Annotated in this window: 18 protein-coding genes; 12 read left to right on the top strand and 6 right to left on the bottom strand. The window is 38.0% G+C overall.

Features of this window, described 5'->3' with window-relative positions:
- The first annotated feature begins 55 nt into the window (after window positions 1–55).
- From BS34_RS0101700 to BS34_RS12100, 6 genes are all read left to right on the top strand, one after another.
- Window positions 56–2,452 (top strand): sensor domain-containing protein, encoded by a 2,397-nt coding sequence (locus BS34_RS0101700; protein WP_029406827.1) that lies wholly within the window; start codon window positions 56–58, stop codon window positions 2,450–2,452.
- A 156-nt stretch (window positions 2,453–2,608) separates the two neighbouring features.
- Window positions 2,609–4,972, top strand: coding sequence for a sensor domain-containing protein (locus BS34_RS0101695; protein ID WP_029406826.1), 2,364 nt, complete (start codon window positions 2,609–2,611; stop codon window positions 4,970–4,972).
- A gap of 54 nt (window positions 4,973–5,026) precedes the next feature.
- Window positions 5,027–5,380, top strand: coding sequence for a PilZ domain-containing protein (locus BS34_RS0101690; protein WP_029406825.1), 354 nt, complete (start codon window positions 5,027–5,029; stop codon window positions 5,378–5,380).
- Window positions 5,381–5,453: 73 nt separating this feature from the next.
- The gene (locus tag BS34_RS0101685) at window positions 5,454–5,801 is read left to right on the top strand and encodes a PilZ domain-containing protein (RefSeq protein ID WP_029406824.1); all 348 of its coding nucleotides are present in this window, start codon (window positions 5,454–5,456) and stop codon (window positions 5,799–5,801) included.
- A 512-nt stretch (window positions 5,802–6,313) separates the two neighbouring features.
- Entirely contained in the window at window positions 6,314–6,556 is a 243-nt protein-coding gene (locus tag BS34_RS13070) for a PAS domain-containing protein (protein WP_051640630.1), read from the top strand.
- 90 nt (window positions 6,557–6,646) lie between these two features.
- Window positions 6,647–9,019, top strand: coding sequence for a methyl-accepting chemotaxis protein (locus tag BS34_RS12100; RefSeq protein ID WP_051640629.1), 2,373 nt, complete (start codon window positions 6,647–6,649; stop codon window positions 9,017–9,019).
- Window positions 9,020–9,082: 63 nt separating this feature from the next.
- On the opposite strand, the gene BS34_RS0101675 is transcribed toward BS34_RS12100, so the two are convergent.
- The 5 genes from BS34_RS0101675 to BS34_RS0101655 form a co-directional block, all read right to left on the bottom strand.
- On the bottom strand, window positions 9,083–9,679 hold the full coding sequence (locus BS34_RS0101675; protein ID WP_029406823.1) for a hypothetical protein: 597 nt from the start codon (window positions 9,677–9,679) through the stop codon (window positions 9,083–9,085).
- 247 nt (window positions 9,680–9,926) lie between these two features.
- A complete protein-coding gene (locus BS34_RS0101670; RefSeq protein WP_029406822.1) occupies window positions 9,927–10,274 on the bottom strand; it encodes a diacylglycerol kinase in 348 nt (115 codons plus the stop codon).
- Entirely contained in the window at window positions 10,275–11,084 is an 810-nt protein-coding gene (locus BS34_RS12095; RefSeq protein ID WP_029406821.1) for a phosphatase PAP2 family protein, read from the bottom strand.
- A gap of 13 nt (window positions 11,085–11,097) precedes the next feature.
- The gene (locus tag BS34_RS0101660) at window positions 11,098–12,513 is read right to left on the bottom strand and encodes a sensor histidine kinase (RefSeq protein ID WP_038126226.1); all 1,416 of its coding nucleotides are present in this window, start codon (window positions 12,511–12,513) and stop codon (window positions 11,098–11,100) included.
- Between the two features lie 3 nt (window positions 12,514–12,516).
- A complete protein-coding gene (locus BS34_RS0101655; RefSeq protein WP_029406819.1) occupies window positions 12,517–13,212 on the bottom strand; it encodes a response regulator transcription factor in 696 nt (231 codons plus the stop codon).
- A 150-nt stretch (window positions 13,213–13,362) separates the two neighbouring features.
- Here BS34_RS0101655 and BS34_RS0101650 point away from each other — a divergent pair, with 150 nt between their 5' ends.
- The 5 genes from BS34_RS0101650 (at window position 13,363) to BS34_RS0101630 (ending at window position 20,276) form a co-directional block, all read left to right on the top strand.
- On the top strand, window positions 13,363–13,884 hold the full coding sequence (locus BS34_RS0101650; RefSeq protein WP_029406818.1) for a PepSY domain-containing protein: 522 nt from the start codon (window positions 13,363–13,365) through the stop codon (window positions 13,882–13,884).
- A 105-nt stretch (window positions 13,885–13,989) separates the two neighbouring features.
- A complete protein-coding gene (locus tag BS34_RS0101645; RefSeq protein ID WP_029406817.1) occupies window positions 13,990–15,342 on the top strand; it encodes a TolC family protein in 1,353 nt (450 codons plus the stop codon).
- The gene (locus BS34_RS0101640; protein ID WP_029406816.1) at window positions 15,339–16,385 is read left to right on the top strand and encodes an efflux RND transporter periplasmic adaptor subunit; all 1,047 of its coding nucleotides are present in this window, start codon (window positions 15,339–15,341) and stop codon (window positions 16,383–16,385) included. The genes BS34_RS0101645 and BS34_RS0101640 overlap by 4 nt, the downstream gene beginning before the upstream one ends.
- Window positions 16,385–19,444, top strand: a complete 3,060-nt coding sequence (locus BS34_RS0101635) for an efflux RND transporter permease subunit (RefSeq protein WP_029406815.1) — start codon at window positions 16,385–16,387, stop codon at window positions 19,442–19,444. The genes BS34_RS0101640 and BS34_RS0101635 overlap by 1 nt, the downstream gene beginning before the upstream one ends.
- Before the next feature lie 58 nt (window positions 19,445–19,502).
- On the top strand, window positions 19,503–20,276 hold the full coding sequence (locus BS34_RS0101630) for a COG4705 family protein (protein WP_029406814.1): 774 nt from the start codon (window positions 19,503–19,505) through the stop codon (window positions 20,274–20,276).
- A 145-nt stretch (window positions 20,277–20,421) separates the two neighbouring features.
- On the opposite strand, the gene parE is transcribed toward BS34_RS0101630, so the two are convergent.
- Window positions 20,422–22,308 (bottom strand): DNA topoisomerase IV subunit B, encoded by a 1,887-nt coding sequence (gene parE, locus BS34_RS0101625; protein ID WP_029406813.1) that lies wholly within the window; start codon window positions 22,306–22,308, stop codon window positions 20,422–20,424.
- Between the two features lie 250 nt (window positions 22,309–22,558).
- On the opposite strand from parE, the gene pdxH reads away from it, so the two are divergent.
- Entirely contained in the window at window positions 22,559–23,215 is a 657-nt protein-coding gene (gene pdxH, locus BS34_RS0101620) for a pyridoxamine 5'-phosphate oxidase (protein ID WP_029406812.1), read from the top strand.
- Window positions 23,216–23,235: the final 20 nt, after the last annotated feature.

Here is a 23,235-nt window from a genome sequence, read left to right as displayed (position 1 = left end):
ATAGAATCAAAGTATTAAAATTAACTAAATTTAGACATTCTCTAGATATTTTCATATGCCGAATAAACAATCACCTAAACTTAAGTTTAGCCCAATATTTTTTACTCTAATAATTGCCATCACGATCGTGGTTGCTGCGACTTTATGGCCTATTCTTGATCAGCAAAAAACCAATAATATCTTACAGTTACAAAACCTTGCAAACGACCAATCAAACGAATTAAAAGCACTGCTTAAACCTGTTGTTAAAACCAAAAACGTAACCAGACAAACGGCTGAGTTTAATAAAGCCTTAAAAGCCATTACCCCCCTTTGGGAAAAAGAGATTCAACTGGGCAGTAATAAGCGACTATTCCTTATCAAAAAAGACTTAAAAACAAATCTACCTAAAATCGTCTTGGATAAGGGTGTAAACAACATCGATATTGATGAAAAGCAGTTACAGTCACTACTCTCTAAAGCATTAAATGAGTCCAAAATCATGGACATTCCTCAGCAATATTTCATCAGCATAAGCCCCATTATTGATGATCAATTTGGGTTATTAGTCCTTCAAAAACAGCCTACTTTTATTCAACAACTCCGAAAAATTGCACCTTATACAGGTTTTGCCAGCCTAATTGCTATTCTATTTGCTTGGCTAGCGATTAAGTTCTGGAAAAGCAATACACTCAATAAAGTCATTAACTCTCAAGCTCGCTATAAGCAACTAGTAGAAAGCACTACCGATTGGATTTGGGAAACCGATCAATACGGTAATCTGACCTACTCTAGTCACCAATCACTCGAAATGCTGGGTTACCAACCTCAGGAGATTATTGGTAAACCTATATTCAAATTCTTACTTCCCGAAAATGCAGAAAAAAATGAAAAAATCCTGCATGACAAGATGGGGCAAAGATCTGATTTACAAAACCTTGAAATGCACTTCAAAACCAAATCAAAGAACCCTGTTATGGTCTTAGTAAATGGTAAGGCTTTTAAAGATGATTCCGGTAAATTAAAAGGCTATAGAGGGATTAATCGTAATATTACCGAACAGAAAAAACGCCAGGACAACATTATAAACATGGCATTTTTTGATAGCTTAACCCAGCTGCCAAATCGTGCAAATCTAATTGACCAACTTAATCATCATTTAGCAGAAGTCATACAGCGTAAAGAGCTGCTATTGTCGGCGCTGTTGTTTATAGACTTAGATGGTTTTAAAGAGGTAAATGATTATCAAGGGCATGATATTGGCGACCAACTACTAAAAGAAATTTCTAACCGTATGCAAAATTTTACCCGACAACACGATACGGTATTTCGACTAGGAGGCGATGAATTTGTTGTATTAATTCGCTGCACCCATAAAATTTTAATGCCTGAATTTAAGGCTTTATTAAACCAGTACACTAAAAAACTGTTAGAAGTCATAAATCAGCCACTGGTCATTGACAGTCATAATATTATGGTAAGTGGCAGTATAGGAGTCGCCCTGATTCCTCAAGATGGGAGAACTCCCTCAGAAATTTTAAGCCACGCCGATAGTGCAATGTATTTGGCTAAACACGATGGTAAAAACTGCTCTCGCTATTTTGATGCTAGCATGCAAGAACTAGAAGACCAACGTAAGCAAATTGCCAATGATATTAAACGCGCTCTTGAAAACAACGAATTTGAACTTCACTACCAACTTCAAATCGACTCAAAAACCCAAAAAATCTATGGCATGGAAGCCTTAATCCGTTGGCGACACCCTACACAAAACAGACTCATTTCACCCATTGAATTTTTAGACATCGCCATGGAAGCCAATCATATACAAGCTATTGATGAATGGGTCATTAAGCAGGCAGCCACTGATTTGCATAGGCTGCAAAAAGTGACTCACCGATCTATTCCAGTATCCATCAATTTATCTGCAAAAATACTTGATAAACCAGATTTAACTAAAACTATTTTAAATACCTTAGAAGACAACTACCTTGCCCCTAGCGATTTTAGAATTGAGATAACAGAGACAAGTCTTCTACAAAATATGAATAGCACGGTAAAAATGCTTGAAGATTTACGAGATAAAGGCGTTAAAACTTCTATTGATGATTTTGGTACCGGTTATTCAAGTCTCTCATACTTACAAGCATTACCGATAGACACTTTAAAAATTGATAAATCATTTATCGATAAAATAACAACCAGTAATCAAGACTTTCAAATATGTCGTTCCATCATTCAGCTGGCTCAAACTTTAGATAAAACAATCATTGCAGAAGGCGTATCAATTGAAGAACAAGAGTCGCTACTAGCGGATGAAGGTTGTTTTATTATTCAAGGTTATTTGCATGCAAAACCGCAATCCATCTCCACAATAATTCAACAACTCAGCACGCCGATAAATTCTAATGGTGAGTCTGATTCACCAACTCAAACAGAGCCCTCTTTAAAACTAATCAATAATATAAATTGAGACTTTTGCAGCAGATAGTTACAAAATCTCAAATTATAAGTAAACAAATAGTGCTTTGAATTTAATAAACAATTTATCAAAAACATTATTTAAAAAACCTTACAAAATATTACAGAATGTAATATTAATTAATACGTTATCGTTAGGACTCGTGATATGAAAAGATTAAAAACATATCAAATCAGTATAAATCTCATCTTGTTTTTGATGATTTTTGCGATTACGTTTGCCAGCATTTTCACTTATATCCCCGTCTACAACTATGTCGTTGAGCAAAAAAAAATAAAAATACAAGATGAGGCTGAATTGCAAGCGATTGTTTTAAAAAAGCTTCTTACCCCCTCAACTGAAACCGATTCAAAATGGCGCCAACAACAAAATGCTGAAGCGGCCATCAACCAAATCAAATCTTTATGGGCTCAATTTAATCAAAACCAACCTGAACACGAATATTTTTTAATACATAAAAATCCAATTACTGATAAAACAGAAGCTTTATTCTCCTCCAAAACAGAAAAACCAGACCAGCAAACCCTTGAGTCAATTGGCCACCCTTTGTATATGGTTATGTCAGGTAAAGCCGGAATACAAAACAACAGTCAATCTTTAGAAGACGTTAAATTAATTGCCTATACTCCCGTTATTCCAAAAGAGTGGGGTTTAGTGATTAAATACAACAGCCAAAGCCTCAAACCGGTTTTGATAGAAACCGTAAGCTATACGGCTTTTGCTGCACTGCTGATAACACTAATCAGTTGGTTAATATTTAGCCTTACAATTAGAAAACTAAACTCAAAAAGCTTGTCCTCGCTAGAGCGCTATCAGCAGTTACTAGCAAACTCTCAAGACTGGGTTTGGGAAATAGATAAAAAAGGATTTATTCACTATTCCAGTAATCAAGTCTTACCCATTTTAGGATATAAACCAGACGATGTTTTAGGCAAATCTCTTAGTACGTTTTTTGAACCCCGCAATGCAGAAACAACAGGATTAGTTTTTCAGCAAAAATTAATGCTGGGTAAAACCTTTACTAACCTAGAAGTTGAATTCATCAATAACTCAGGCCAAGAAGTTTATATGTTATTGAGTGGTCACCCTATTCTCAATAAAAAAAATCAAATCACTGGCTACCAAGGTACCGCAAGAGATGTGTCTGACCTAAAAAAACGTGAAAGCAAAATGCTTGATTTAGCCAATCACGACTCTTTAACACAGTTAGCCAATCGTTCTTATTTTTTAGAACAACTTCGCAAACACCTTAAGCTACAAACGCCAGCAAATAGTCTTAAACTCTCCGCTCTACTTTTTATTGACCTTGATGGTATTAAAGAAATTAACAGTTTAGCCGGACATGAGGTTGGCGACCAAGTTTTAACCATTATTGCTAAACGCATGCAAAACAATGCTCGTAAAGGAGATTTAGTTGCCCGCTTTGGTGGAGATGAGTTTGTGATATTAGTCGAGCAGAAGAACAAGCTACTACCCAAAGAACTATATATTAAAATGGATAGTTATCTAAAACGCTTATTGGATGCCATTCATGAACCTATTCATGTTCAAGACCATCAAATACAGATATCAGCAAACATAGGAATTGCGTTTATTCCTCGCGATGGTAAAACCACCTCTGAAATACTCAACCATTCTGATAAAGCCATGTACCAAGCCAAAGCGTTAGGCAAAAACAACTACTACTTTTACAACCAAGATTCACAGGCCGCTATTGATGAAAAGCTGAAAAGTTCAGCAGAATTAAAACAAGCCATAGAAAATAATGAGTTTGAACTTTACTATCAATTTCAATATGAAATGTACGGTGAAAAAATCGTAGGAATGGAAGCATTATTGCGCTGGCACCACCCGGTTAGTCATAAAATTTTACCGGCAACCGACTTTATAAAATCCGCTCAAAACACCAAAAATATTATGGCTATTGATCATTGGGTCATTAATACGGTTGCCGAACATATTGCCAAGTTAAATAAGTTAGGCATAAAAGCCCCCCCTATCTCCGTTAATTTGTCCACCGAAAAACTAGAAGAAAACACCTTGGCACAAATGGTAGAACAAACGATAAAACGTAACTTTATTTCATCTGGAGCGATACAAATTGAAATAACCGAAAGTAGCCTGATTCATGACTTAGAAAAATCGAGTAACACCCTAAAACAATTACGCAATCTAGGAATTAAAGTCTGTATAGATGACTTTGGTACAGGTTATTCAAACTTATCTTACCTGCAAGCTTTACCGATACAAACCATCAAGATTGACAAGTCATTAATTAATAAAATTGCCACTAGCCATAGTGATTTGCAAGTATGCAAAACCATTATTCAATTAGCCAAATCATTACAACTTGAAGTCATTGCAGAAGGTGTTCAATCCGAAGTACAAAAAGACATTTTACTTAAAGCAGGTTGCCTTATTGCCCAAGGATACCTTTATTCTCATCCAGAGCCTTTAGATAAAATAACGACATTGTTAACTGACAACCCATTAGCGATAAAAACCAACTAACCAGCGAGCTAACCTCCTAACTAACATATCATGGCGTAACGAGATAAAAATAAGATGATTAAATTCTCTAATAAAAACGAGCAACGTTGTTCAGAACGTATCTCAATAAATCGCAAAGTAAACTTAGATATCCAAGCAGAAACCTACCCGGTGAAAATGGTTGATATATCACATTGCGGTATTGGAATTGTTAGCCCAAAAGTCTTGCAGGATAACACTCTATTAGAAATAGAATTTGATTTACCGGGTTACGAGCAAAACTCAAACATAAAAACTCAAGCACAAGTCATCCATTCCACCCCAATAAACCACAACTACTTAATAGGCCTAGCATTTATCAATTTAAATTTACACAGTCAGCTTGTGATTAAAGAATTTTCTAACTTTCATAACCGCTTTAATGCATAATTAGAGAGCTTTGTACCAGAGATGCCCGTGCAAAGCTCTCTAAAAAAAATTAAACTTTACTTAGCCACCTTAAATGAAAACCCCTATTTACAAAACAGAACGCAAAGCTTTACTGATTGGTAAAAATGCGACCGCAGAAGCGACGCTAGTCGATTTATCTATACATGAAGCCGGGGTCATTACCCCAAGGGGAGCAAAAGAAGGAACTGAACTTAAGTTACAATTTGAAATTCCCACCCAAGAAGAATTTACCACCTTAACGCTCAACACCATTGTGACTGACCGCCATAATGCAGAAGATAAAATTTATCTTAAACTAGAATTTGAACCCCTTAACTCAGCTGATAAAAACGCTTTAAAACAGTTCTTTGACTACAAGCAACGATTAATTAACATGGGTAAACGTCAATCAATAGATTAACGCTTAGATAGTTTTGCACCTGCACACAATTGCATAAGCATAGGCATAAGCAACAAATCAAAACTCTTCACTTTTAACGAGCGCCTTACTTCATCATTTTATTTAAATACCATTTGTTTAAATAGCATTTGTTTAATTAGTAGTGAATAAATAAAAAACCAATACTCTTTTTTCTTAGTATTGGCATACAACTCGCTTAGAATTTTACAATCAATTTTATAGCGACCTTTGCGGGTATTTAAAGCAAGGGAAAAGCCGGTAAATATTGTCTGTATAAGGCAAACATTGCATTTAAGCAGTTGCAATTAAGCAGTTAATATCTAGTTATTAGCAATTTGTTGCCAAACGAAAGTGCCCTTTGGGTAAAACGACAATCAGATGATGACTCGATTTAGCTAAACTTACTAAACTTTTTACTTGAAAACACGAAATAACAACCGGAAACACTAGTTTATAAAGATTCAACCTTCTGATATATGTGAATCATTAATTCACAAAAAAAGGAACTTACTATGCGCGACAACGGACACATTACTCAAAAAGAGTACGCTTTACCTCAAGATACGACCATTGTGTCTCGTACTGATTTACACGGCAATATTATCAGTGCTAATGAAGCGTTTATAAAGGCGAGTGGTTTTGAGTGGAGCGAATTAGTAGGTCAACCGCATAATGTTTTAAGACACCCAGATGTTCCTCCTGCGGTTTTTGAAGATTTTTGGAAAACACTAAAAGAAGGTAAACCTTGGTCTTAAACGGTAAAAAACCGTCGTAAAAATGGTGACCATTACTGGGTCATTGCCAATGCGACCCCCATTTTTGAGCATGGCGAAATCACCGGTTATATGTCGGTTAGAACGCCCGCAACACCCAACCAAATAACCGAAGCAGAGCAAGCTTATCGCTTAATTTCTGATGGCAAAATAAAACTCAAAAATGGTGTTCCTGAGTCTGTTGCAGACAAATTAAATCCTATTCTGCAAATAAACCAATTAAGCATTAATCTATTCCTATCCTCTCTACTACTTTTAAGCATTATCACTCTACAAGAATTTCCATCAATAACAGACTTAATTCCTAACGTTTTATTTTTATTAGTCAATATCGTATTTATAGCCCTCATTATCTTAAATAGCTGGTTAAACGAAAAACGATTAAACCTTATCTATAGAAGAATAACCGATATATCTGAAGGAAATTTTTGTGGTGAGGTGGATACTAGAGGAAAAAACCGAATCTCAAGAATATTTGCCCGAATAAAATCCATGCAAATAAAACTAGGTGCAGATTTAGATGATGTAAAAGCTTCGCTAGCTAACTCTCAACGTATAGAAAGCGCCTTAAAAGCAGCCTCATCAAACATTATGGTAGCCGACCGTTTCCGAAGCATTATTTTTATGAATGATTCGGTTACTGATATGCTAAAAAGCATTGAACCTGAACTCAAGAAAAACTTACCTAATTTTGATAGTGACAACCTTATACGTCAAAGCATTGATGTATTTAATATCTATCCAGAGCAGCAAGCAACAAGATTAGATGAGCTAACAGAGACATTCAACACCCGCATCGAATATGGAAACGCCACTGTCGATTTAATTATTGACCCTATTTTTGACGAAAATAACAATCGCATCGGTACGGTGGCCGAATGGAAAAACATGACTGAACAATTAGCGATTGAGGCCAATATTGAAGACATTATAACCAATGCATCAACGGGAGAATTATCAGGTCGTATTGATGATAGCCTCTTAACAGGGTTTGAAAAGAATATTTCAGTCTCAATTAACAACTTGCTTGACAGCATTACAAATATTTTTACACAAATTAATAACGTACTTTCAACCATGGCTGCTGGAGACTTAACGAAACGACTTGAGGGAAGCTATCGAGCAGAAGTTTTAGCGATGCAAACGGCAACCAATAACGCGGTTGGCAATTTGAGTTTAACGCTGAGTCAGGTAAATAACGGTGCGCAAGCAATTGATGGTATGGCTAGAGAAGTTGCCGTGGCAAGTGAAGATTTATCTCAAAGAACGCAAGAGCAAGCCGCATCACTAGAACAAACCGCCGCAAGTATGGAAGAACTCACCGCGACGCTTCAGCACTCAACTGATAATTCGGGTACAGCCTATAAAATCGCTAATTCAACGGCATCAGAAGCGGAAAGCGGTATTGTGGTTATGACCAAAACCTTAGATGCTATGAATGGTATCTCTGAACTAAGTAAAAAAATCGGAGAAATTACCTCTGTAATAGATAGCATTGCCTTTCAAACCAATCTATTAGCGCTTAATGCCGCTGTTGAAGCGGCAAGAGCGGGTGAACATGGAAGAGGCTTTGCGGTTGTTGCCGGTGAAGTCCGAAATCTAGCCGGTAAATCGGCTGAAGCAGCTAAAGATATTTCAGACTTAATCAGTTCAACAATTAACCAAATTAACAACGGAACGGAACTGGTTGAGCAAACTAACAGTGTTTTTGAACACATGGTCACCAGCATTAAAGAGGTAGAAACGCTGGTATCCCAAGTATCAACAACCGCACATGAACAGTCAGAGGGGATTAAACAGGTAAATATTGCCGTAGGTCAATTAGACGAACTGACCCAACAGAATGCCGCCTTGGTTGAAGAACTCTCTGCAACCTCAGGCAATATGAGTGAGGAGTCCGCAAACCAAGCAGAGTTTATTAGCCACTTTAAATTCAATGAAAATACAAGCGGCCTCTCATTAAACGTGGATTTTACAGATGCAAAACTTAAACACAACGCTTGGAATGCAATACTAGAACAATTTTTATCAGGTCAAGCAACCGACCTTAATAGTCAAACGGCAAGAAAGCCAGACGCTTGTGGATTAGGTATTTGGATTTATGGAGAAGGTCAAAAATTCATGAACTTAAACGGCATGCAAAAGCTGGAACAATTACACTCAGAGTTCCATAACACCATAGGTCGTGTCATAGATGCCAAAGACGTGGGAGATATGAACTTAGCCAAGCAAGAAAAAGACAAAGTTCAAACTTTATCTCAACAAATCATGAGTCAAATTGATGTCGTAAATGAAGAATTGGCTAGCCAAAAAAACCAAAAAAAAGCAGCACATACCGCTAAACCAGCGGCTATGACTCATAAAAAAGCACCAACATTGGCGGCGCCTCAAAAACCAGTAACCACTCAAAGCAACTCAACTAGCGATGAATGGGCTGAATTTTAACAACCTACCCAACCTACCAGGCCTGGTTGTTTAAACTTAAACAACCAAAAGCTTTGCGCTAAATCAAAAACAGATATTTTGATTTGGTACAAGCAAATTACCTAAACCTTTCAATGAAAAATTGACCTTTTTAGTTGCTAGGTTTCTATGCTCTAACTGAACGGTGACGGCCTTACCTTGCTGTAACTGCTTTAACAAAACTCTGTAACTGTTTTGTAAATCTTTAAAAGAACTTCCCTTTTGAGTCACAAGCTCTAAACGAATTTTATTTGAAAACTCATCGGCATTATCAACAACCTTAATAATCCCTTGTAACTTCTGTTTAAGTATTACACCGTCAATAGCAAGAGTAACAGTTAATAATTTAGGCGTTTCACTCATAATTTCATCGTCAAATAAAATGACCTGTATTAAAGGCATTGGCGATTGCATTGAACAGGTAATACCAAAAAACTCACGCTTGTCTGGCGCTTTAGTAAATAGCTCTAATGCATCGACCGAACCTTGAACATCCTTATATAAACTTAGATGATAATCTTGATTCACTTTACTTTCTGCAGAAGCTACCAGGCCTGGTAAGAATAAAAGCACACTGAATACAAATACATAAAATCGACTAATTAATCGGTTTGAACAAATTGAAACAGGGGAATGAAACATTAAGAAAGACCTTTGCACCCAAGGGCATAAAAACAAGTTTGGCACGAGTTTGGGATGTAAGAAAAAAGTGAAAAAATTGTTTAGATTTAGCTTAAAAATAGAGAATTATAGCCTTTTTTAACCCTTCATCGACTCTTGCTGACAATATCACCATATAAATATAAAATTATCACATAAACCATAATTTTACTTTTACTTTTATTAAAGCGAGATATTCTCTATTTGTCCACTTGCAAAGAATTCCTAATCAAGAATTTACGGTAGCCAAAACAGCAAACAATAATCCTAATAAACTTAAAATAAAGACGGCGCCAGCGGAAATATCCTTGACTCGTTTGATTTCAGGATGCAACCCTGGGTGTAGGTGATCTATCAGTATTTCTATCGCCGTGTTGAAAAGTTCTGCGGCCAGAACCAATGCAATAATAATGATTAGCAGAACCCACCAAATGACAGTCACATCAAGCCAACTGAAATAAGCGATTGCAAGTATTCCCAAAAGGATTTGAGTTCTGAAGCTAGATTCACTTTTGAATGCTTCTTTAATCCCATTCAGTGCAAACCCAAATCTTTTAATCAAATTTTGATTTTTCATCTAACTTCTCATATGTTTTAGTTGATCTTGATACAGGCTGTATTCGCCAAAAGCCTCATATCCAAGCCATGCTAAGCAAAACAAGATGCCCAAAATAATGATCTTCCAACCCTGTTGCTGAGTAACCATTGCGGTATTTTTATCTCGCATTTTTTGCCATAAATAAACGCCAAATCCAAGGGTGACAGAAAGTCCTCCCACAAGAAGACCACCGATAACATCACTCAAATAATGAACGCCTAAATACATCCTACTCAACAGAATTAAGCTAACGATGACAATCGTTGCAACAAAAAATATTACCCGATTGAATTTCTTTTTAGATTCCAATATAAACATCAATCCGACAAAACCATAAAGTGAAACGGCAATCGTTGAGTGCCCAGATGGAAAGCTGAACGAGTGCATCGGGAATAGAGATTCTTCAGGTCTAGGTCTGGCAATGAAATCTTTACCCACATAAACAAGAAGTAGACTGGTCGCTACCGACACAATCAAAGGTGATACCCATATCGTAAACCTGGTCCAAAACAAACCTATAACAGTCAAAATAAAGCCCCAGGCGACCATTAAGGCCTGCCCTAGAAAAGTAAACACTAAGAAAAATTCGACTAAGGTATGGGTTCTTCTTATTTCAAAATAATTAGCAATACGGTAATCTAAATTTACAATCCAATCGGTTGTTACAACATCTTCAGTTAATCCTGCAAGATTTAATGAAATATAACCACAAATCAATAACAAAATGGAAAGCGGTAAACCACTAAATTGATCTTTTCTGACGCGGTTTTTTAGCCATGCGGAAAACATATTTCTCTTTAGATTAATCATGACTGTCAAAAATCGCTTCTGCCATAAACTTATTATTGGTCACGGTTAGCTGCAACTCGGAACCGTGCACATTAAATATCGCTTTTACCAATGAAAGCCCTAGACCATTTCCTTCACTGGAACGCGCATTATCTAAGCGAACAAAAGGTTTGGTAATTTCTTTAAGTTGTTCTTTTGTCAATGCAATGCCAGTATTCTCAATTGCTAGAGAAGTCCGTCCTCTATTTTTCATAACCGAGAAATAAATACTCTCACCTGAATGAGTGTATTGGAGAGCATTTTCAAATAAGTTAATCATCGCTTGTGCAAGTAGCTGCCTATCTCCATCCAAAAAAATGCCATCTTGAATTTGGCTTTGCCATTGAATGTTTTTATCACCTGCCATTTCTGAATAAACAAAGCTTAAATCATTACTTAAGGCAGATAAATCGACCTTAGAGAAGTTCTTTTTTGGATTGGATGCTTCTAAACGTCCCAGCTGAAGGAGTGCATTAAATGTTTTGTTAAGATTTTCTAGCTCTTTTAAAGAAGATTCCAAATCTTCAGAAGAGATTGTTTCCTGAGCCTGAAGCCCTTCAAGCTGAGCTTGAACACGAGTCAAAGGTTTTCTTAAATCATGAGCTATATTTTGGCTGACTTGCTTATTATCATTCATAAGGCGTTCAATCGTCTCTAGCATCCTGTTCAAATGGATACCAAGTTCATCAAACTCATCTGTGTTAGCGTGTGTATCCAACTCAACTCTTTGGTGAAGTTCTCCACTCTCAACACTTCTCGCAGTATTATTGATACGCTCAATTTTCTTTAGAATCGTTCGACCTTGCATCCAACCAAGAAATAATGAAATTAATGTGACAGCTGTCACCAAAAAAATCATCATAAACATGGTGAAATCATTTAATTGCTCTGTAGAATCAATACTTTGCGTTATCAGGAGTTTTGAACCATCAGAATATTCAGTCGCAATTGTAGGCCACAGACCTTCGTCCATATCAATCCAGTCTTCTGGCAAGTCTTTTTCTTCAAATAAAATATTGCTCACCTTGTCATTAGTTTTAGCTTCATCTGGCCAATGACGCAAGGTGCCTGCTAGAATGTTGTTGTCTTTTGACTGGTAGAGATAGTATCGATGACTGTGCCCTCTGGATTCATTCTCGATAGCCAAACGATCAAGAGTCTGAATTAACCCTTTTTCCCCTTGCTGGCTTTCAACACGGTTCAGCTGTTGTAAGCTGTACTTCAAATCTGAACTAATTTGCACTAATACAAAGTGACTGACCAACCAATACAAAACCAGCATCGCAACCATTGTTAACAGGCTCAACAAAATCGATTGACGAATAGCCAAGCGCATTGCCAGCGTTCTCATTGAGTCCGGCAAGTATTTAGAAATAAAGTTTATCAACACAATTTACTCTATTGATGATAAGTCTTCAGCAAAGACATAGCCTTTACCTCTTATCGTATGAATTAAAGCCTTAGAAAAGGGTTTGTCTAGCTTGGTTCTTAATCTGGAGATTTGCGTGTCAATTAAGTTTGAGTCGGTTTCAAAATGAAAATCCCATACTTTTTCAAGTAACATCTTACGGGTCATCACTTGGTTTGGATGCCTTAAAAAGTATTCAAGCAGTTTTCTTTCTTGCGGTTGGAGCTGCACTCTAACATCATCTCTGAAAACTTTACCATTAATAGTGTTTAACTTCACTCCGAACGCAACCATCCATTCTTTATCACTTTTTTGAACACTATGGTTACGTTTGTAAAGAGCATTTAAGCGGGCTATCAGTTCGCTTAAAGCATAAGGCTTGACCAAATAATCATCACCACCCGCTTCAAGTCCTTCAACGCGTTCATCGACTTCGCCTAGCGCACTCAAAATCAAAACGGGAGTCGCAATCCCTTGATTGCGGATTTTTCCGAGCGCTTCAATGCCATCCATTTTCGGCATCATTCTATCCATGATAATAACTTCAAAATTATTTTCTGAAATTGCCGCAAGTGCCTTTTCGCCATCGCGGGCAATTTGAGTTGTCATGCCATGCGCCTGTAAGGATTTTGATAGTGTTGTCGCTGCTGTCGGGTCATCTTCGACAATGAGTATTTTCATTTTTATGCTCCAGATTTAACTCTCTCTAAAAGTAGAGGATTTTTCATAAATATCAAGCAAATCCAGATAATTCTTTCCAAATGGTAATAAACCACCTTAATCTTTCTAAATGGTAATTATGTCAAATTTGCATCTTTTATAGAATATCAAGTGTCAAAACAACAACCCGGAATTATGGGTTACAAGTTACAAAGCATTCATAAAAAAGAGGTAATCATTATGAAACGTTCAAATAAAAAATATTCTTTATTATTAGGTTTAGTTTTATCTAGTGGATTGGCATTTAGCAATATGAGTTATGCAGACGACAATCAAGTGTTTAATGGTATCCCAATTCAAGGCGCATTAAGCAGTTTACAAATGACGCAATTGACGGCTCAAAGTGATGAAGAAAACGATGATGAGTTGCAAGGCCAAATCAAACTCAGTTGGTTACAATCTTTTCAAGATAATACGCAATTAGCACAGATTACGCTCGAACAAGCGGTTACGCTGGGGAATAAAACAGGGTTAGGAAAAGTCATTGAAGCCAAACTTGACGAAGATGAAGATTTCTTAGTCTGGGAGATGAAGCTAATCGGCAATCATGGAAATTTAATGGAATTGACATTAGATGCCGGCAATGGCAATGCATTAAAGCTTGACGTTGAAGACCAAGACGACGAAGATTAATTTTTAACACTACCTTAACAGCTAGTTTTGCACAAGTTGTGTTTTGACAAGTAAACCTTGTTAACATTAGATTTATCTTGTGCAAACACTTCTATGAGTATTGCCATGAAAATAAATAGACCATTTGCCAAAAAACACGGATTGCCAATCGTATTTTTGGTTTCATTGCTAAGTGGGTGTACAACCTATCAGGCAAAGCCCCTTAATGATGATATTACTTTACCCCAAGTCGTTACACTGCTAAAGGGAAGTGATGATAAAAATGTCTCTTCATCCTTAAACTTGGATGCATATCAAGTGGCTACAATCGTTCTGTTAAACAATAGAGATTTAAAACTCAAGCGGACTCAACTTTATGTTAGTGAAGCTCAGCTTATTAACGCTAAATTATTTGCTGATCCTCAACTGTCTGCAAATTTCGATCAACCCACCTCTAGTGGATCAGGCCTGGTCAACGCATGGGGTGTCGGGCTAAGCTATGATGTCATGTCTTTGCTAACTCATAATACTCAAGTGAAAAGTGCAAAATACCAAGTTAAGCAAGCCAAACTAGAGTTGGAGTGGCAAGAATGGCAGGCAGTCCAACAATCCAGAATATTATTTCTGAAGAGTTTTTCAGAGCTACAAAAGCTAAATTTACTTGCCGATAGTTTGAAGCTTTATCAACAACGTTATCAGCGTTCAGAAAAAGCGATGAACCAAGGCAATGCAACATTAGAAACGGTAAGCACCGATTTAACCAGTTTAGTTGATTTAACCAGTCAAATTAACCAGATCTCACAAATTCACACTCAGACTCAACAAGCATTGTCTGAATTGATGGGCTTAGATTCGCGCATCATCGTTAACTTAACACCACCAAACTCATCAAAACCTATAGATTTGCAGGCTCTTGAGGTTGCATTGAAAAAATTACCATCAAAAAGACCTGATTTGTTGGCCCTTAAAGCGGGTTATCAGTCTCAAGAAATGAAAGTCTCGCAAGCTGTTTTAAATCAATTTCCTTCCATCAATATCGGTTTTAATCATGCCAGTGATACAGGCAGTGTCCTGACTAATGGGTTGAGCATGAGTATTAATTTGCCCATATTTAATGGAAATAAGGGTGTGATTGCGCAACAACGGGCAACACGAGAACAATTAAGAATGGCTTATGACAATCGTCTTAAACAGTCTGCCAATCAAGTACATAATCTGATGAAAAAACGAGGTCTATTAAATAAGCGTTTAACCAGCTTGAACTTATATTTGCCAAAATTACAAACTTTAGTCAATCAGGCAAAACCTGCATACAATGACGGGAATTTGGATGCTCTTGTTTACATCAACTTAGAAAATAGTTGGATACAAAAGCAACTGGAAAGACTGAATATTCAAGAGCAAATTTCACTCAATGAGATTGCATTAGACACTTTGCTAGCAATTCCTTTTAAAAACACATCGGGAGAAAACAAATGAATAAATGGTTAGGTTCTCAACTGGTTATATTAATGGCACTAACGAACACATGTTTTGCCGATGCAGCAGTACCTGAAATACAGGTAGTTGCAACAGTTAAAACCACACCGGTCGTGCAAAAGGTGATTCAACAAAATGTTATAGCTTATGGCACTATTCTCCCAGATGCTGATCAGATAAACACCTTGTCTATGCCGCATGCAGGTATGGTTGAGAAGGTTTGGGTTAGACCTGGTCAAAAAGTAAAAAAAGGTGACCTGCTATTTTCTTTAAATGTATCGCCTGGTGAAAAAATGACCTATCTCCAAGCCCAAGCTTCGGTTGAGTTTGCCAAAAAAGACTTAAAAAGACAGGAAAAGTTATTGCTGCAACATTTGGCAACCAAGTCTCAGGTTAATTCTGCCAAGAAAACTTTACAAGATGCTCAAATACATTTAGACAGCCTGAAAAAACAAGGTTTGGGAAAAAATTTACAGCATTTTATTTCACCTCAGGATGGCATAGTCACTCAAGTAAATGTGCAAGCAGGTCAAAGAGTTCAAGCGGATACCAGTGCCCTTCAAATTGCAAGTGATCAACAATTTGTTGTACGACTTGGCGTGGAATCGGAAGACCTTCGACGATTAGCCGTTGGCCAAACAGTAAAAATCCAATCAGTTTTTGATTTGGATAAGCCCTTCTTCTCTAAAATCTCGCAAATTCATGCCATGCTAAACCCAACCACTCATCTAGTCGATATTATCGTACCGATTCCACCAGAGCAGACTGCTCATTATGTACTTGGAAGTCGATTGAAAGGTGAAATATTATTGGAGTCTCATTCTTCATTAATCGTTCCCAGAAGTACAATTCTCACTGATAGCAAAGGCAGCTATGTTTTTAGTGTTAAAAATGGCGAGGCACAAAAAATTAGCGTTAACATAGGTCAAAGTACTCATCAATGGATTGAGGTGACACAAGGCTTAAAACCTGGCGATAAAGTCGCCTTCCAAGGTAACTATGAACTGGAAACAGGCATGAAAGTTCAAGAGGAGGCAAAATAATGAATTTTGCACATTGGGTTTCTGCTCATAGACGCTCTATTTTGTTTCTGTTTGCTATTTTGGTAATCGCTGGGGCGTTTAGCCTATTTAAAATGCCACAAGGTATGTTCCCAAATATAAATTTCCCTAGAATCAGTGTAGCCATTGAAACAGGTGATCAACCTGCAGATCAAATGGTGATTGATGTCACTAGAAAGCTTGAACAAGCTCTAAGACCTATCCCTGGTGTGCAATCCATCCGCTCGACTACCAGCAGAGGGAGTGCCGAAACTTCTATCAATTTTAAGTGGGGGCAAAACATGCAACAGGTCTTGTTGCAGGTCGAATCAGCTGTTAATCAGGTTTTACCAAACCTTCCACCTGGTACCACCTTTACTGTCCGAAGGATGGATCCAACGGTCTTTCCAGTAATCGCCTATAGTTTAACTTCAAAAAAACTTAGTCAAATCGAAACTAGAGATATTGCACAACAGGAACTGATTCCGCTTTTATCGTCAATTGACGGGGTTACAAAAATCAAAATAATGGGCGGCGATACTGAAGAGTATCGCGTTGATGTTAATCCCTCCAAATTGAATGCTTTTGGAATGGCATTTAGTGATGTTGTAAAAGCATTATCAGCGGCAAATGTGCTTCAAGCTGTTGGGCGCTTAGAAGATCACTACAAGCTTTACTTAACACTATCAGACACGCGTTTGCAAAACTTAGAGTCGCTTGAAAATACCGTTATCAAGTCTGGCAACAATGGATTTGTGCGTTTGGCAGATATAGCGAATATACATAAAGACATCAAACCGAGTTGGTTAAAAACCTCTGCCAATGGCGAGCCAGCAACGTTTTTATTGGTTTACCAACAACCAAAAAGCAATGCCGTTAACATTTCTCATGAAATAGAAAAACGTCTTTCAGGCTATCAGAATAAGTTACCTCCCTCTTTACATATCTCTAAATGGTATGATCAAAGTGAACTGGTCGTTTCGTCTTCAAAATCTGTGACAGATGCCATACTTATTGGTGTCGTGTTAGCAGCGTTTATTTTGATGGTGTTTTTGAGAAACATCAAAGTGGCTATGATTGCGCTTCTAATGGTACCTGCGTCATTAGCGATCACATCATTGCTTCTTTATTTATTAGGAGCGAGTTTCAATATCATGACACTAGGAGGTATGGCTGCTGCGGTTGGACTAATTGTGGATGATGGTATTGTCATGATTGAACACCTAGTGAAAAGAATTCGACAAAAAAATGAGGCTAACGAACCATTGGCTTTTCGTTTAAGAGAGGCTGCGGTTGAGTTTACAAAGCCCTTGGCAGGATCCTCAGCAGCAACCATCATTATTTTTATTCCGCTAGCATTTTTAGCGGGCGTAACAGGAGCTTTTTTTCAAGCTCTTTCTATCACTATGGCGACAGCATTGCTCTCCTCGTTTCTTATGGCATGGCTTGCGGTCCCCTTGCTAGCTGAACATTTATTGCGCGAAAAAGATGCCAATATTGAAGATTCAGGTCGTATATTTACCTTTGTACAAAATCAATATCATACCATTATGCATAAACTGTTTGCTAAGCCTGCTTGGCTGCTTGCGGGTTTAATTCCGCTTATTTTGCTTGGCGGCTATTCCTATAAACAGGTTGGGAGTGGTTTTATGCCACATATGGATGAAGGCGGATTTATATTGGATTATGTACAACAGCCCGGCACCTCTCTTACCGAAGGCGATCGTGTGGTAAATCAAATTGAAAAAATCATTGTCAATAACCCCGCGGTAGACACCTACTCATCAAGATTAGGGGGGCAGTTGGGAGGCGGAATTACTGAATCTAACCAAGGCGATATGTTCATCAAACTAAAACCTTTTCCAAGACCTCCAATTGACCAAGTGATGTCTGAGATTAGAAATCAAATTGCTGCTAAGGTACCTGGGGTTGAAGTTGAAACGGCGCTATTAATGGAAGATGTAATTGGTGATTTAACGGCTGTTCCTCAACCCATTGAAATCAAATTATATGGGGATAATTTTAAAAGCTTAATCCAAACTGCTGACAAAGTTGCAAAAGCTATTGCTTCGGTCAAAGGCGTGGTGGAGATTAAAAATGGGGTTGTTCAAGCAGGTGATGCCATTACCGTCAAGGTAGATCGAGACAAAGCTGCAATAGAAGGAATGAGCCCAGAAAATATCACTACTCAAATAAATCAATGGTTAACGGGTATTGTGACGACGAAAATTCAAAAAGGTATCAAAATGATTGGCGTGAGAGTCTGGACGCCAAAATCATCACGACAAACTATTGAGGACATTGCAAAACTCACCATCAGAGCACCAGATGGTCATTTGTTCCCGTTGAGTCGAGTTGCCAGTATAAAAGCAGAAACAGGCCAGCCGCAAATCACTAGAGAAAATCTTAAAAAAATGATTGCGGTGACCGCAAGAATCGAAGGACGCGACATGGGGTCTACCATTTCAGATATCAAACAGGTGCTTAAACAACCCAACTTGCTACCTCACAATATTTACTATGAATTAGGTGGACTTTATAAACAACAACAGATCGCTTTTAAAGGATTAATAGCGGTTTTTATCGCGGCAATCGCCTTGATCTTTTTGCTGCTTTTATTCTTGTATGAAGATTTTGCAGCGGCGATAGCAATTCTTTGTGCTCCACTGTTGGCAACCGGGATGGTTTTTACTGGGTTATGGGTAACCTCAATGGAATTGAATATAACTGCCATGATGGGCATGACGATGATTATCGGTATCGTGACCGAAGTATCTATCTTCTACTTCTCAGAATATCAAGCACTCTTGAAGCAAAACTTCTCCATTCAGCAGGCTATTGTTCAAGCGGGAATGAATAGAATGAGACCGATTGTGATGACGACTTTTGCCGCAATCCTAGCATTACTTCCGCTTGCTATTGCGCTTGGACAAGGCTCTGAAATGCAGCAACCTTTAGCGATTGCAATTATTTCTGGCTTGATGATACAAATTCCCTTAGTCCTCATTATGATGCCGATTATCTACAAAGTTCTCCATAGAAAAAACCTTACCAAATCGTAATAATGTCTATGCTATGTTTTTCCTAAACTAGGTATGATTTTTTTTTAGGAGGAAAAACATGGATCAACAACTAAAACAATTTTTACTGCGTGTACCGGAAGTAACACTTCTGTTTTGGGTTGTCAAAACCCTATCAACGACGGTTGGCGAAACTGGTGCAGATTATATGGCGTTTGACTTAGGTCTAGGGATGCCTTTGGTGGCTATTATTATGACCGGCGTAATGGCTTTATTTTTGTATGTTCAATTTTCTAAGTTCAAAACTTATGTGCCCGCTGTGTATTGGACAATTGTGGTGTTGATGAGTATCAATGGTACCCTGATTACGGATATATTGGTCGATAATTATGGCGTCAGCTTAGAAACACTTTCAATTGTGTTTACCCTGGCGATGTTGGCTGGTTTTGGTTTGTGGTACAAAAATGAAAAAACACTTAGCATTCACTCCATAGATACAGGCAAACGAGAAGCTTACTACTGGGTAGTGATACTTTTAGCCTTTGCTCTTGGAACTGGTGTGGGTGATTTGCTTTCTGAATCTTTAGCGCTTGGTTATGCAACCGCTTTGGCTATTTTTGGCGGCGCTATCGCCATTATTGCAATTGGGTATTTTTTCTTTGGATTAAATACCGTATTAGCTTTTTGGCTAGCTTATGTGTTAACTCGCCCACTGGGAGCATCATTGGGTGATTTTATGATTCAGCCGATTTCTGATGGTGGTTTAGGTATTGGGGGAATGAGTGTTAACTTGGTATTTTTAGCATCTATTGTGTTAATTGTTTTGCTCATGAGCATTAGAGTAAAAAATGAAGTCGTGACTCGTACAGAATAGTTCAAACTTATTTTTCAGTGAATTGCCACTATTCGATTGGAATCTTTGTATCATTAGTACTTAGATGATGAATTGTATCAATCACCTATACTTAAATAATTATAATTTTATAGTGATATGATCTCTTGCAAAGGTCTCATGTTATTTAAACTTCAGCTAAATCGCCTTTGTCTTCTAACCAAATTTTGCGGTCTGCGGCACGTTTTTTAGCGAGTAGCTTATCCATAACTTCGGTGACATCATCGGTATTATTTAACTGTAACTGAACCAATCGCCTAGTTTCGGGCAGCATGGTGGTTTCTCTAAGCTGTAAAGGGTTCATCTCACCCAAACCTTTGAATCGAGTCACGGAAACTTTACCCGTCATTTTTTCAGCCTGAATGCGATCTAAAATGCCTTGGCGTTCGGGTTCATCTAAAGCATAAAAGACTTTTTTACCCACATCTACTCGGTATAAAGGTGGCATAGCAACATAAATATGCCCTTCAGACACCAAGCTTGCAAAGTGACGAACAAACAAGGCACAAATCAAGGTGGCTATGTGTAGACCATCCGAATCGGCATCAGCCAAAATACAGATTTTACCGTAACGTAAACCACTCAAATCTTCAGAACCTGGGTCAACGCCAATCGCTACACTAATATCATGAATTTCTTGTGATGCTAAAACCTGCCCTGATTCGACTTCCCAAGTATTTAGAATTTTTCCGCGTAACGGCATAATGGCTTGAAAGTTTTTATCACGAGCCTGTTTTGCAGAACCACCAGCCGAATCACCCTCAACCAAAAAGAGTTCGGTTCGCGTTAAATCATTTTCTGTACAGTCCGCTAATTTACCTGGCAGGGCGGGACCAGAGGTAATTTTTTTACGTGTGACTTTTTTTGCTTTTTTACTACGATTAGAGGCATTATTAATGACCATTTCGGCAATTTTTTCAGCCACCTCGGTATGTTGGTTTAACCACAGACTTAGGGCATCTTTAACCACACCAGAAATGAACGGCACGCACTCTCGAGAGGATAAACGTTCTTTAGTTTGTCCGGCAAACTGAGGTTCTCTTAATTTAGCTGAGAGGACAAATGCAACATTTAACCACGCATCTTCAGGTGTGATTTTGACACCGCGAGGAATTAAATTACGAAACTCACAAAACTCTCTAATGGCATCTGTTGCCCCCGCTCGTAGTCCATTTACATGGGTACCACCTTGAGGGGTAGGAATTAGGTTTACATAACTTTCCATCAGGTTTTCATTGGGTTCAACTAACCAGGTAATCGCCCATTCTACGGCTTCGTTTTCTGTGGCACTGCTACCAATAAACCCTTCAATCGGTACTCTATCTTGACCATCTAAGGCGTCATTTAGGTAATCTTTTAAACCATTTTCATAAAACCATTCTTGAGTTTCATTTGTCACTTCATCGGTAAAGGTAATTTTTAAACCGGGGCTTAATACCGCTTTAGCACGCAATAAATGGGTTAATCGCCCTAAAGCGTATTTAGGTGAATCAAAAAATGTGGCATCTGGCCAAAAACGTACAAAAGTCCCGGTGTTTTTCTTGCCAACTTTACCAGTGACATTTAATGGTTCAAGTAAGTCTCCATTGGCAAAACTAATGGTATGTAATTTGGCATCACGTTTAATTTCAATTTCTACTTTTTTAGACAGAGCATTAACAACTGAAATCCCTACCCCATGTAAACCACCTGAAAACTGATAGGCTTTATTTGAAAACTTTCCCCCCGCATGTAATCGAGTCATAATAACTTCAACACCCGGAACGCCTTCTTCTGGGTGAATATCGACCGGCATTCCACGACCATTATCTTGAATACTCATAGAGCCATCTTTGTAATGGGTTACGTTTATTTCATTTGCAAAACCAGCAATGGCTTCATCCACACTGTTATCAATAACTTCTTGGGCTAAGTGATTAGGGCGTGTGGTATCGGTGTACATTCCTGGGCGTTTACGAACAGGATCTAACCCGGTTAAGACTTCAATTTCAGATGCGTTGTAGTTTTCGCTCACAGAAAATTTCCTAGTGATAAAATGGAGAACAAGTAACTATTTAATTCAAAGAGACCTTTGCAAGAGAGTATGCGCGAGTAAAAATGGTTCTAGGTGCCCCTTGAGGGTAAAAATTCACCCGATTTTTGTTGGAAAACTTGCGAATAGCTAGCTATTCCCTGCGTTTTCCGCCGCAATCAGGCAAATTTTACCTCATTTTTCTTTCGCACCTATCTCGTGCAAAGGTCTCTCAAAATGATATCACATTATTATGCCAAATCGAGACTACCAACAAGAACGTCGTGAATACGTCTACACCGAGCTTTTAAGAAATGACTTGTTAAGTGACCCTTTTACGCAATTTACTCAATGGATGGATCAAGCATTAACTAATCAAATCATTGACCCAACCGCCATGTCAGTCAGTACAGTCGATAACAATGGACAACCGCATAGCCGGGTTGTTTTATTAAAAGAGACTAACGAGCAAGGCTTTGTATTTTATACCCATTATGACAGCCATAAAGGTCAACAAATTGCACAAAATGCCAAAGCGGCACTGTTGTTTTTTTGGCCGCAAATGGATCGTCAAATTCGTATAGAAGGCAACCTTGAGAAGATTTCAGAACAACAGTCTGATGACTATTTTCATTCTCGCCCGCGCGATAGTCAATTAGCCGCGGCAAGTTCACAACAAAGTTCGGTCGTAACGGGGCGTAAAATGCTTGAACAAAACTATGCCATTGAAGCCGAACGATATGAACATATTGAAGTAAAACGACCTGATCATTGGGGTGGTTATCGATTAATACCTAATCATTTTGAGTTCTGGCAAGGCCGCCCTAACCGTATGCATGATCGTTTTATCTTTGAAAAAGACACCAACAAAAGTCATCAGGCCTGGTCAATTAGTCGTTTAGCCCCTTAAATAGAAGAGACCTTTGCGCG

This window comes from Thiomicrorhabdus sp. Milos-T2 (assembly GCF_000702325.1).
Taxonomy (GTDB): Bacteria; Pseudomonadota; Gammaproteobacteria; order Thiomicrospirales; family Thiomicrospiraceae; genus Thiomicrorhabdus.
The sequence above is the reverse complement of the archived record's forward strand: the minus strand, read 5'-3'. Positions and strand labels throughout refer to the sequence as shown.